Source organism: uncultured Helicobacter sp., from assembly GCF_937906905.1.
Taxonomy (GTDB): Bacteria; Campylobacterota; Campylobacteria; order Campylobacterales; family Helicobacteraceae; genus Helicobacter_B.
Genome location: NZ_CALERY010000011.1, coordinates 52,419 through 65,127 on the forward strand (window position 1 = coordinate 52,419; position 12,709 = coordinate 65,127).

The 12,709-nt window shown below is 47.9% G+C and carries 11 protein-coding genes; 5 read left to right on the forward strand and 6 right to left on the reverse strand.

Features of this window, described 5'->3' with window-relative positions:
* Positions 1-20: 20 nt before the first annotated feature.
* Genes Q0171_RS02925 through hemC form a run of 5 tightly spaced genes read left to right on the forward strand, consistent with a single transcriptional unit; the run spans position 21 to position 5,872 of the window.
* Positions 21-1,043 (forward strand): polyprenyl synthetase family protein, encoded by a 1,023-nt coding sequence (locus Q0171_RS02925; RefSeq protein WP_299326624.1) that lies wholly within the window; start codon positions 21-23, stop codon positions 1,041-1,043.
* A 1-nt stretch (position 1,044) separates the two neighbouring features.
* The gene (hemA, locus tag Q0171_RS02930) at positions 1,045-2,466 is read left to right on the forward strand and encodes a glutamyl-tRNA reductase (protein WP_299326627.1); all 1,422 of its coding nucleotides are present in this window, start codon (positions 1,045-1,047) and stop codon (positions 2,464-2,466) included.
* A gap of 9 nt (positions 2,467-2,475) precedes the next feature.
* Entirely contained in the window at positions 2,476-4,341 is a 1,866-nt protein-coding gene (locus tag Q0171_RS02935) for a proline--tRNA ligase (protein WP_299326630.1), read from the forward strand.
* Entirely contained in the window at positions 4,296-4,826 is a 531-nt protein-coding gene (locus Q0171_RS02940; RefSeq protein ID WP_299326632.1) for an FxsA family protein, read from the forward strand. Before Q0171_RS02935 ends, Q0171_RS02940 begins: the two co-directional genes overlap by 46 nt.
* Positions 4,823-5,872: a hydroxymethylbilane synthase gene (gene hemC, locus Q0171_RS02945; protein WP_299326634.1), complete on the forward strand. Its 1,050-nt coding sequence runs from the start codon at positions 4,823-4,825 to the stop codon at positions 5,870-5,872. Before Q0171_RS02940 ends, hemC begins: the two co-directional genes overlap by 4 nt.
* Here hemC and Q0171_RS02950 read toward each other — a convergent pair.
* The 6 genes from Q0171_RS02950 to Q0171_RS02975 all read right to left on the reverse strand — a co-directional run bounded on the left by Q0171_RS02950 (position 5,869) and on the right by Q0171_RS02975 (position 12,633).
* Positions 5,869-6,513 (reverse strand): hypothetical protein, encoded by a 645-nt coding sequence (locus tag Q0171_RS02950; RefSeq protein WP_299326636.1) that lies wholly within the window; start codon positions 6,511-6,513, stop codon positions 5,869-5,871. The two genes, hemC and Q0171_RS02950, sit on opposite strands and share 4 nt — an antisense overlap.
* Positions 6,510-7,937 (reverse strand): sialidase family protein, encoded by a 1,428-nt coding sequence (locus tag Q0171_RS02955; RefSeq protein WP_299326638.1) that lies wholly within the window; start codon positions 7,935-7,937, stop codon positions 6,510-6,512. The genes Q0171_RS02950 and Q0171_RS02955 overlap by 4 nt, the downstream gene beginning before the upstream one ends.
* The gene (locus Q0171_RS02960; protein ID WP_299326640.1) at positions 7,927-9,156 is read right to left on the reverse strand and encodes a sulfate adenylyltransferase; all 1,230 of its coding nucleotides are present in this window, start codon (positions 9,154-9,156) and stop codon (positions 7,927-7,929) included. The genes Q0171_RS02955 and Q0171_RS02960 overlap by 11 nt, the downstream gene beginning before the upstream one ends.
* Before the next feature lie 29 nt (positions 9,157-9,185).
* A complete protein-coding gene (locus Q0171_RS02965; protein ID WP_299326642.1) occupies positions 9,186-10,094 on the reverse strand; it encodes a response regulator in 909 nt (302 codons plus the stop codon).
* Entirely contained in the window at positions 10,091-11,416 is a 1,326-nt protein-coding gene (locus Q0171_RS02970; RefSeq protein ID WP_299326644.1) for a bifunctional 2-C-methyl-D-erythritol 4-phosphate cytidylyltransferase/2-C-methyl-D-erythritol 2,4-cyclodiphosphate synthase, read from the reverse strand. Before Q0171_RS02970 ends, Q0171_RS02965 begins: the two co-directional genes overlap by 4 nt.
* Before the next feature lie 245 nt (positions 11,417-11,661).
* Positions 11,662-12,633, reverse strand: a complete 972-nt coding sequence (locus Q0171_RS02975) for an FkbM family methyltransferase (protein WP_299326646.1) — start codon at positions 12,631-12,633, stop codon at positions 11,662-11,664.
* Between the last annotated feature and the right edge of the window lie 76 nt (positions 12,634-12,709).

The following is a 12,709-nucleotide window of genomic DNA, read 5'->3' on the forward strand; positions in this document are numbered from 1 at the left end:
TCTAGCACAAAGGAGTAGAAATGGCAAAAGCCAATAGTGCCGAGCAATACAAAGCACAAGAAAGCGAGCTACTACGAGCGGTGCAAGCGCAGTGCGATACATGGATAGCACAGCTAGATTCCACGCATGTCAGCAGCATGTATGCCACAATAAATCAAGGCAAAATGCTGCGCTCTAAGCTCATCATCGCCATTGCTGCGCCGCATGTAGAATCTACACTAAATGCTAGCGCGCCAGAATCTGCATTGGATTCTGCTCCTAGCCAGAGTTCAGGATTGTCATTGCGCGAGTCTGTCATCAAGCTTTGCGCTATTATCGAGCTAATTCAATGCGCTTCATTACTGCATGATGATGTGATCGATTCTGCGACTTCTCGGCGCGGGAATGTAAGCGTCAATGCCGCATTTGGCGATAAATCTGCCATTATGCTAGGCGATATACTCTACTCCAATGCCTTTGCGCAGCTCTGTGGATTCTCCAGTCAAATTGCGCGCGTAGTGGCAGAATCTGTCAGCGCGCTTTCTCTTGGCGAAATTGAAGATGTCGCATACAGCCGAGCATTCCAGCCAGATTTGGAGATTTATTACAGAATCGTGCGCAACAAAACCGCCGCGTTGCTTGCCAGCAGCGCCAAAGCTGCTGCGCTGCTTGTAGGGCGTGATGCAAACGCCTATGAAGCCTATGGACTAAATCTCGGTATGGCATTTCAAATCATCGATGATCTCCTAGACATCACGCAAGATACGCACACACTAGGCAAACCCGCGCTCAATGACATACAAGAGGGTAAAAGCACCCTGCCCTATATCCTTCTCTATGCTAGGCTAGATTCTAATGCCAAAGAAGAGTTCCTGCGCTGCTTTGAGAGCGCAGATTCTGCGAGTATCGCACGCATTCAAGCCATGCTAGCAGAATCTTGCGTGCTAGCAGAATCCAAACAAATCGCAAAAGACTTTATCCACAAAGCCCTAGAATCTATCCGGCATGAGCGCAATAGCAAGCTAGAATCTATCGCTAATGCGCTTATTGAAAGGAATCACTAACATGCAGCTCCGCTACCTTACCCTAAGCTTCTCGCACAAAAGCACGCCAATCGCCCTGCGTGAGAGACTAGCACTCCCCCAAGATCGCCTAAGTGATTTTATCTTAAGCCTACGGGACAAAGTCCCAAGCCTCCAAGAAGCTCTTCTGCTTAATACCTGCAACCGCGTAGAGTTCTATCTCTGCACACGCGCGCCGCAGGAGTGTATTACCGCAGTGCTTAGTCGATTTGGCGCGTATGTGGGTATAGAGCTTTCCCTGCTAGAATCCCATTGTAAAAGCGCGCTTGATAGCGAAGCAGTGCATCATATCTTTAGCGTGGTGAGCGGGCTGGATAGTATCGTGCTAGGCGAGACGCAAATCGTAAGCCAGATGAAAGAAGCTTATAAACTCTGTTTTGAGCTAGGAGTATGCGGGCAGGAGATAACAAGGCTTATGCACTTTGCTTTCCGCACAGCAGCTAAAGTGCGCACACAAACAGCCATCGCTAAAGCCCCTCTCTCTATCGCTTCAGTATGTGTGAAAAAGTCCCTAGAATCCGCCCCTAAGCGTGCGCTCGTGCTTGGGATAGGAGAGATGGGGCAGTTAGTAGTGCGGCATTTGCTGGATTCTGGCGTGAGTGTCTATATGAGCAATCGCACCAAATCCAAAGCCATAAGCTTTGCTACCACACTACTAGAGGAGAAAAAAATCACCCAAATCACGCATGTTATCCCAGGTGATTTATCTCCAGAATCTAGCGCAGAATCTAAATCCAATCCAAACCCCCAGCTAGGTATCATCGAGTGGCAGGATATATCCACATGCCTAGGGAGTTTTAGATTTGTCTTTAGTGCCACAAGTGCGCAAGAACTTATCATCACGCAAGACATGGCACGCGCGCTAGATTCTAGTCGCATAGATGTTGCGACGCACGCTACACAATCCACACCCCCTCGCCAATGGTTTGATCTCGCTGTCCCGCGCGATATCGATGAGGCATGTGCGAGCGATAGGATTGCAGTGCTTTGTGTCGATGATTTACAGCAGATCATCGAGAAAAACCGCTCGCAGAAAAAGGCGCATGTCCAAGAAGCCTATGGACTTATTGGCATGGCGGTGCGCGAGTATTTCCACTGGATAGAGAGTCTTGATGTCCTCCCGCTCATCAAATCTATGCGCCAAAAAGCCAAAGAAGCCTCCCTCCAAGAAGTCGCGCGCGCGGTGAAAAAGGGCTATCTCCCCAAAGAGCAAGAAGAGGAAGTGCTGCGGATTTTGCACAATGCCTTTAATGTCTTTTTGCATAACCCAACGCTAAATCTCAAAGACCTCTCCCACCATGAAGAAGGCGATATCATCATCGAAGCCTTGCAAAAAGTTTTCACCGACAAAACACAATCCAACCTGCTCAACCGCTATAAATGCGAGTATGACACGACTTTATAAGGAGCGTTTATGCTGTATTCTCGTATGCTTATCCCCACGAGCAAAGAAACCCCCAAAGACGCAGTGCTAAAAAGCCATAAGCTTCTCCTACGCGCAGGCTATATCCACCAAAGCGGCAGTGGGATTTACAGCCTGCTACCACTTGGCAAAATTGTGCTAGACAAAATCGCCACAATCGTGCGCAATGCCATGAATCAAGCAGGCGCGCAAGAAGTGTTGCTAAGCTTTGTAACCCCTGCAGAGCTGTGGATCGAGTCTGGGCGCTATGAAAAATACGGCAAAGAACTACTGCGCTTTTGTGATCGCAAAAACAATGCCTTTGTGCTAGGACCAACGCATGAAGAGAGTATCACCCAGCTTGTCAAATCCTATGTCAAATCCTACAAAGCCCTCCCGCTTAATCTCTACCAAATCCAGCTCAAATTCCGTGATGAAGTGCGACCACGCTTTGGGCTTTTACGCACACGCGAATTTCTTATGAAAGATGGTTATAGCTTCCATAGCTCGCAGCAAGATTTAGTGCGCGAGTTTCATAACATGTATAACGCTTATAGTAAGATTTTTAGCGAGCTAGGGCTGGAGTTTCGCGCTGTGGAGGCGGACTCTGGTGCGATTGGAGGGAGTGGGAGCAAGGAGTTTATGGTGCTAGCAGATTCTGGTGAGGATACGCTAGTCATCTGCCAATCTTGCGAATATGCTGCCAATATCGAGGCTGCCAAACGCGCTAAGCGAGCTGCGCCAGAGCCTGAGCCCAAAGCCCAGCTTGCCAAATTTAGCACGCCAAATGTCAAAACTATCGATGAAGTGTGCGCATTTTTCCACATTGCCCCCTACTATGCGCTAAAAGCCGTAGTGAAAAAATTCACCTACAAACTCGATGCTAGCAAGCAGGATTCTCATACACCAGAATCCACCCAAAGCAATATCAGCACAGATTTTGCAGTGTTTTTCCTGCGCGGTGATGATAGCCTAGAGGAGATAAAAGCGCTAAATGCTCTTAGTGTGCAAGGATTTGACGCACTAGAGATTATCGATGCTAGCGAGCCAGAGCTTGAAGCCCTTGGGCTGCATGCTGGGAGTATCGGTGCAGTGGGCTTGCGGAATCTTATAGGCAATCGCCCAATCATCTTTGATGAAGATTTGCGTGAAAGCAGCGGGCTTATCTGCGGTGGCAATGAAAAAGACACGCATATCGTAGGCGTAGATCTTGGAGAGTTTGCCTCTATCACCTATGCCCCGCTTGCAAGCGTGCGCGAGAGCGATATCTGCGCATGCTGTGGAGGCAAACTCACACATAAAAAGGGCATAGAAGTAGGTCATATCTTCCAGCTAGGGACAAAATACTCCAGCGCAATGGGAGCGGAATATTTGGGCGAAGACGCTCGCCCAGCACCTTTTATCATGGGCTGCTATGGGATTGGTATCTCGCGATTGCTTCCTGCGATTTTAGAGCAAAAGGCTGATGAGAAAGGCTGCGTGTGGAGCGCGGCAAGTGCGCCATTCATGGTGCAAATCATCATCGCAAACTGCAAGCAAGAGGAGCAGCGGCAATATGGCATGGCACTCTATGAGAATCTCCAATCGCGTGGGATTACCACACTCTGTGATGATAGGGACGCGCGATTTGGTGCGAAAATGGCAGATTTTGAGCTTGTAGGCGCGGCAGTGTATGGCGTGGTCGTGGGCAAAAGCCTAGAATCTGGCAAAATCGAGCTAATAGCGCGCGATGGGTTGGAGCGCAAAGAGATAGATTCCCACAATGCAGCAGAGCAAATCGCAGCGCTTGTGTCAAATAGCATACAACCAACAAACAGCGCGCATGGAAACGCATGCCAACACACCGCGCAAAACCAACCCCACCAAGGCAGAGTCTAATGCGTGCGCTGGTGCTATGGCTGGGGTTTGGGTTTGTGGCGTTGGAGCTACTTGGGTTTAGCATGTTTGTGAGCCGCTTTGGATTTGTGTGGCTGGTAGTGGAGATATTTCTCACAGGGATTTTGGGACTTAGATTCCTAAGCACTGCACTCTCACGCTTAAATCTTGCGCTCAATGAGCTTCTCATCAGTCTAACACAAGAGAGTATTTTCTCTCTCCTTAGCCGCAGTATGCTTGGGGTGTTTGGCGCATTTTTACTGCTATTGCCTGGGATTTTTAGCGATATTATGGGTGCAGTCTGCCTGCTTTCTAGCGCCCTCCTAGCCAAATCCACTAAAACCTCCACACAGGATTCTGCATCGTGGGATTCTGCATTTGCTGCGCATTTGCGCAAGCAAGGCTATCAAAACAATATGCGCCAAAATGACAATGACGAAATCATCGATGTGGAAGTGCTAGATTCTACACAGGAGAAAAAATCATGAGAGAGCTAAAAATCGGCACACGCGGGAGTGCGCTCGCGCTTTGGCAGGCAAACCATATCAAAGATCGTCTCCTGGAGCTAGGCATAGAATCTAGCCTGCAAATCATCAAAACCAAAGGCGATAAAATCCTAGATGTCTCGCTGGCAAAAATCGGGGGCAAAGGACTTTTCACCAAAGAGCTTGAAGAGCAGCTCCTAAGCGGGGAAATCGATCTAGCCGTGCATTCGCTAAAAGATGTCCCAGTCGATCTGCCAGAATCTTTGACACTAGCGTGTATCACCCAGCGCGAAGATGTGCGAGACTGCCTTGTGAGCTATCACTATCCCAATCTCCTTGACCTCCCAGAATCTGCAAAAGTCGGCACAACATCGCTTCGCCGGAGTATGCAGATAAAAGCCCTGCGCCAAGATCTCTGCACGCTCTCCTTGCGTGGCAATGTCCAAACACGCCTAAGCAAGCTAGAATCTGGTGAGTTCCATGCCATCATTCTCGCACATGCAGGGCTCAAGCGACTTGGGATTACGCATATCCCCTATATCACGCCCCTAAGCACTGATAGCATGATCCCTGCCATGGGGCAAGCTGCGCTTGGGATTGAATGCAGAGAAGATGACTATGAGCTTGTAGAAGCGCTACAACAGCTACATTGCCAGCGCACAGCCCTTTGCACGCAAGCAGAGCGAGAGTTCGTGCGTGTGCTAGAGGGAGGCTGCCAAGTGCCCATTGGCGTATATTGTGAGATACTGGATTCTAGCACGCATGATAGTAGTAATGAGAGCGATGAAATAGATGAGCAGTGGGAGCAAAATCCTACAAACCAAGAGCCACAGCCAAAAGATTCTCGCAACCAAGCAACTAGGCGGCAGGATTTTATCCGTATAGAGGCGATCATCGGGCTACCAGATGGAAGCAAAATGCTGCGAGAATCTATTACAGAGCATGCTTCTAAAGCAAACGAAGCTGCGCGCGCATTAGCACACTCACTAATCGCCCAAGGCGCAAAAGATCTCCTACTCCAAGCTCAAAAGTTTTTCAACAATCTTTAAGATCGGGTTTTGCGCCAAAATCTACTTACGCCTACTAGCACATGCCAAAGCACCAGCCCCACACATAGCACATACAGCCCCACATCAATCACGCTCTCATAGATAAGTCTCTCAAGAGCCTCGCCACTACCTAGTATCATGCTAGCAAACAGATTCCACCATAGCCCAAGCGCACCCAGAATCCCAAATACCCTAGAGCACATAAACGCACACACCAGTATGCTACACACTACCAAAATCTGCACCCTAGAATCCACATAGTAAATATCAAAAGGCAAAAGTGCTAGCACGCCAAGATAGAGTATCGTGCCAAAACCCGCCCATAGACACACTATGCTAAAGGGTAGAATCCTTGCTTGAAGCACACCAGATACACGCAGTAGATACGCTGCACTTAGCCCCACACTTAGCGCACAAGGCACGCCAAAAAACGCATAGTAATACTCTAAAAAACTCCAGCCTAGAATCTTCACATTCCCAAGCACAAGCGCTAGCACAGAGAGCAAAATCCTAGCTTTTGTGCTTACCAACCAGCTACACGCGCGGCATGTAGCAAGCAGCACTTGGCACAACGCTAACACAAGTGCTAGGAGGCAGAGATTTAGCGCTAAAATGCGCACAAGCTCTATCACCTGGCTCATTGTGCCAGCCCCTTTGCAATAGATTCTGGGCAAAAGCCTTTTCCCAAGCCTTTTGCGACATCTTTTGCGCTCTTGTCATCGAGCACAGACTTGGCTTTGGCATAGAGCTGGGCGCGATTTAGTAGAGCAGTTTTGATATAGGCGCGCTTATAGGTGTAGGCGATGTGGAGATATTGTGCGCTTTGATCAAGGCTTGGGTAGGAGACTTCGCTGGATTCTACGCTATCTAGCAGCATGATTGGCACAAACTCCGCTATCCCCCCATCGTCCTCTCTATATTTCTCACCTACCGCAGCTTCGCTAGATTCTCGCGCACTAGAATCTAGCTTACTGGAATTTCTAAGCGCATAAATCCATAGCTCCTGGCGTCCTTTGTGATTATGGAGCAAAAACACCCGATCCCCTATGGTAAAAAGCACCGATGAGCTGCCATTATTAGTAAGATTGCTAGGCTTAGTGGTGCAGTGCATAGACTCTACGCCATTACAGAAGCTCACAATCATGGGGCTTGGGACATAGTTTCGATACACACCTAGGCTTTGCGTAGGGCTAAGTGCGATAAAACTTGGTTGTAGTTTAGAGTGCTCTTTGCGGGCTAAAATGCGATTGGGGGGGGGCAGCGGCAAAGATATGGATTCTAGTGCAGGTGTGGAGTTAAAATGCAAAAGCAGCGGATATTTGCGTGCGAGCTCATGATAGACAGGCAAGACAAACCCACCATTCTCAAGCTTCATCGCAGGGACGCGCACAAGAGAGGAGAGATTGGCAAAGGGGCTTAGGGCAAGCTCTTGCTTGAAATGTAGATTCTCCAGATTCTCATCAAACATCAGCCAATAGATTCTGCTCGTCGCCCAGCCACCCAAGCTCACGCCCACGACAAACACATGCACCCTGCCAAGCGTATCAATAAAGCTAACAGGATTGCCAAGCTTGGAGATGAATTTGCCACTAAGTCGTGAGAGATGATTTGGAGTTAGAATCTCGCGCGGAGTGCTCCAGTGCCCCAGAATCTGCTTTTCATGAGTTTTTGCACTTGGGGTAAAAAAGCTCTGGTAAATCCCCACATCGCGCGCACCCTCCCTACTCCCAGCAAAATACAGCGCCATAAATGCACGCGTATCTGCACCATTAGGATTATGGTGTCGCACCTTATCAAGCGCGACAATGGCACTTGCATGCGCACTTTTTTCAGGGTTTGGGATTGTGAAGTAGGCAGGTTTTAGCCTGCTGGATTCTGGGGTTGTGGATTCTAGCGCACAAGGATTGAGCACCCCACTAGAATCTAGCGCGAAATGCTGCGTGCTAACACTCTTGTGTGTGAGAAACACAAACCCTATCGCACCAAGCACCAGCGCCCCAAAAAGCACGCTACTAAATCGCCATAAGCAGGTTTGCGCACCAATGTCTGGCATACTATTTGACATTCATCTCATAGAGTCGCATAAGCGTGAGATAGAATTCTTCTTCGCTGCGCTCATTTGGCAGCACGCCTTGGGGGATAAGACTATAATGGAGCTTTTGGAGATTATGAAAGCGCGCAGGAAAAAGCCTAGAGAGCAACTTAGCTGAAATCTCTGGGCGCACAAGCACACTAGGTGGAAGCACCCCTGCTTGAAAAAGCTCCATAATAGATTTTGTATCATAGCTGATGTGGTGGTGCTTGCCATGCGGGCAGGTTTTGCGATTAGTCAGCATGGCACATGTGGTGCAATACACATACCCACCTGCTATACGAGTTTTGATGTCTTTTATCACATCAAGCACAGAATGCAGCGTATCGCTCTCATAGAAGCTAGAGAGATTTGGCGTATCATCGCTTACGACAAAATGTGTGCAGCCATAATTCCTAGCTACCATAGCATGCAAGAGAACATTATTTGTCCCCATGAAGAGATATGTATCATCAAGCGGGATAATACAAAGGCGCTTTTTGATGAGAAATTGCTCCATGGCAAACTCCACACACTCGCGCTGTATATCATAGCCAATAGGCGTGCTACGATAGGGTTTTAGCAAAAACACCACGACCAAATCACTATCAGCAAGCGCATCGCGGATAAGCCGCTCATGTGCGATATGGAAAATCTGCCCATCAAGCACAATCCCTGTGATGATTTTGGCATTGAGAGCTTGGATTTGGGCGTGAAGACGATCTCTTGCTTCTGTGATATCTGGGAAATCTACATGATATTCCCCGCACACACCATAGTCCCCAAGCCGCGCATAGATCCCATCAAACTCCGCGCCGCAATCCAATCCAGTGAGCTCACGCGCACGCGCAAACCTATCAATAGCAAACACCTCTTGCACATGCAAGCTCCCTACATGTGCGCCATTTGAGATAATTTCAAGTGTGGATTCTGGTTTGGTAGTGCGCAGCACTTCTTGATTGCGCTTGCCAGCTGGGGCTAGCACAAATGGCGTGAGATACGCGCCCTGCGGGCTATGCAGTGCGCTGGCATTGGCTAGATGTGAGATAGGAGCGAGCAAGCCCTCTTGCACAAGGGCAAGCGAGGAGAGCGCTTCTGTGTCGATATAGAGTGCGCGATCTGGCATGGACTTTTGGGCTAGCTTGGAAGCAGCCCCAGACTTGGCAGCTTGAGACTTGGCAGTGCGTGGTTTGTAGGATATAGCTTTACTCATAGATTAGACTTTGGATTGGATTTATGGTTTTAATGTGTTTCTTGCTTTTTACGCAGGAGTCCGTATTTTTTACGCTTCTCCCAGAGACTTTTGCGACTCATGCCAAGCTTTTTAGCCAGCTCAACATCTGGATAGCGGTGTTCAAATTTGGCAATAATCGTCTTGACATAATCTTGTAGCGACATGATTTCTCCGCCAAGCTCTTGCGTATTTGGGATATGCGAGATATCAATCACTTGCGGAAAGCTTATTTTATCCGCAGAGATACAGGAGATGATGACAGGGTATTTACATGCAATATCAAGAAAATCCTTTCGATCTTGCTTTTTTAACTCTTCAAGATTGGTGATATAGTAGATTTTGTTCGTCCTAGAAGGGTGTTTAGGTGGGTGTTTGAAAATATCTTTATGCCCTTGTGTTTTAAGTGTAATAAAGTCAAACGCAAGATTTTTCTCCCTAGCATATTTCATCGCATACACATCTGCGCTGCGCTGGGAAGTGCTTTTGATGATAAAGGGGGGATTATATTGCAGGAGACTTGGCGTATTTAGCTCTTTTTCCACGAAGTTAAAATACGCGCTGTAGAAATCTAGTGTTTTTTGCATTTCCACAAACTCACGATAGTGGTGGAGCTTGCGCACGAGCTCATCAATCATAAAAGGCTTTAGCACATAATCTTTCGCACCTGCAAGCATAGGCTTGCTCACGGTATCATCGCTGATATAAGAAATCATCATTATGATGATTGAATGTGCATTTTGCTTGATAAAAGACTCGCAAGCTGGGCTATAAATATTTGAAGAGATGAGGATTGCATGGTAGGAGACTGGCTCGGTGGGGACACTCTGGCTAATGGTGCATTCATAGCCTACATCATTAAGCTTGCCCGCAATGCTTTGGGCGAGATAGACCTCGTTTTCTAAAATAAGTAGCTTCATAATCCTGCCTCCCTAGCTCCTGTTTGCATAGATTTTGCTGTCTGCATACTCGCTATTTGCATAAACTCACGCATGCCTACAAGTCGTAATGCCACACTGCTTATGACGCATACGCCCTCTTTTCTCCCCACAAAGCCTAGCGACTCTGTCGTGGTGGCTTTGACATTCACGCACGCAAGTGGCACGCCCAAAATCTCCGCAATCCTTGCACGCATAGACTGCTTGTAGCCGCCAAGCCGAGGTGCCTGGGCGATGATTGTGAGATCTGCATTACACAGCGTAAAGCCAACACTCCTGGCAAACCCCCACACCTGCTCCAAAAGCCTAGCAGAATCTGCCCCGGCAAACTCTGCACTAGAATCTGGGAACCACTCACCAATATCCCCCGCACCCATCGCGCCCAAAATCGCGTCAATCAGGCTATGCAGTGCAACATCGCCATCACTATGAGCCTTGAAGCTAAACTCGCAGTCAATCTCCACACCCCCAAGCTTCATCACCCCACCTTGCCTAAACTCATGCACATCAAGACCATTGCCTACATAAAGCTGGGGGGTCTGGGGCATATAGATCTGGAGATTGGCAAAAGCTTGACTCGCACAAGAAGTAAAAGGCAAAAGGAGATTCTCAAGCAACGCTATATCACTAGTGAATGTGAGCTTTTCAAGCATAGAATCCCCCGGCACATAACGCACTCTCCCTCCATGTGCTGCGATAATCGAGCTCTCATCTGTGCCTTGGGCTTTATGCGACTTGGCAAGTGCGGCTTTTAGAGTGCTTACACGCGAGAGCTGTGGAGTTTGGATTCTGCACAGCTCTTCTCTATCAATATGAGAGCCACGATAGGTCGTCGTATCAGCCACAGGCAAATATGGCACGACGCAATCAATCGCCCTATCATCACCAGAATCCTCAAGCTCGGCAATGAGCCTAGCGATAATTTGATGTGGATTGCGCACAATCCCCGCACGCGCCACATCGCTCACAAGCACCCAGGTTGTATGGATAGATTCTAAAGCATTTTGCAAAGACTCCTGCCGACTCTCGCCCCCCTCGATGATGTCATACGCACAAAGCCTTTTCATATAGGAAATATCCTGCGCACTGGCTGTGATACAAATACGCACAAATGGATATGCCTGCGCTAGCACATCAGCGACAAATAGCCACAGCGGTCTAGAATCCACACGCAGCCACTGCTTTTTTATCGCATGATCAGCAGCCAAGCCCTCAACAAAGCGGCTCGAAGAGCCAGCTGCCATAAGCACAAGCGTGATGTCTGTGGGAAGTTGATGGGATAGTGAGGCTTGATGTATATGCACTTGCTACGCCTTATGCAAAAAATGTTACAAAATTATACTTAATTTTGCTTAGTGATTTATAAGATTGTAACATATGAGTGGTGGTGGTAATTGGAGCAAGCAGGGCAAAAATGATTGAGATAAATAGCTTTTAGAATCAGTGAGAATCCATTTTACCCTAGGTTCTAATGCGCGGATTGCCCATACCCCGCAAGCAATCCACAACAACAAATCCTAAGTTTTCTAGCAGAATCTAGCAATAAGCCCTAGCGGAAGATAATGGGAAAATTAGGCAACATGTCGTTATTAGGATAATCTAGCAAGGCAAGATCCCCGCAAAACTCCCTAAGCTTGAAATTTGGCGGGAGCAAATCGCGCCGCACATAGCTCACCTCAAATACCGGAGCGAAAAACTCATCTTTGACATAAACAACCCCACCGCAAGGATTAAAATGCAAATGAATGGGCTGGTAAGATTTGATAAAACGGCTAAGGATAGCGGTGTAACGCTGGGTTTTGGCTATGGAGCGCGGGTCGCAGTCGTGAAACTCCATAATGATTTGCGCAAAATACCGCTCCAACATCGTAAAATCAATGCGCTCAAAAATATCCCACTCTGCACCCTCAATATCAATTTGCAGGATATTATGTGCTTTTGGATCAAAGTGATAATCGCACAAAATTTGCTCAAGCGTCGTTGTCTGGCGATCCTGGTGGATTCCAGCGAACTTTTTATGAAAGATGATATTTGGGTGCTTGTAGGAAGCGCGCTTAATACTCGCGTCGTATTGAAGAACTTGGTAGCCCACATTTGCCATTTCTAAATCCCAAGGCGAGTGATAAGAGACGCCAAGGGAAATGGCTTTTGGCTGGCTATCTAAAATCGGGGGGGTGGGGGGGAGCATAACATATCCACCATCTTCGCAGCCGCCGATACGCACAAGCCCTGCAATATCAGCTGGCTGGATAAGTGGAAGGTATTGTTTGATATGCTTTGCGCAAATCTCCCGAGAATCCACAACAACATCTAAGCCCAACTGCAATGAAGCAAAAAGCATTGCTTGATGTTCTTTGTTTGCCACACAATGGGCTACTGCATGGCTTGCTAGATTTGCCTTGTGGAGATTATTTGCCAGAAGCTGCTGGCTTTTAACCCCACGCAATGGATCAAGCCCTATATTCTGGGCTTTGCGCTTGGCTCTGCCAAGCAGTCTGCGTGTTTTGCCTAAGATGTCCATGCGATACTCCTTTATATTGGTTGTCTGTTCGCTTTTGGATTTTACACAAGCGACAAGAGTGTTATTAGAATCCACT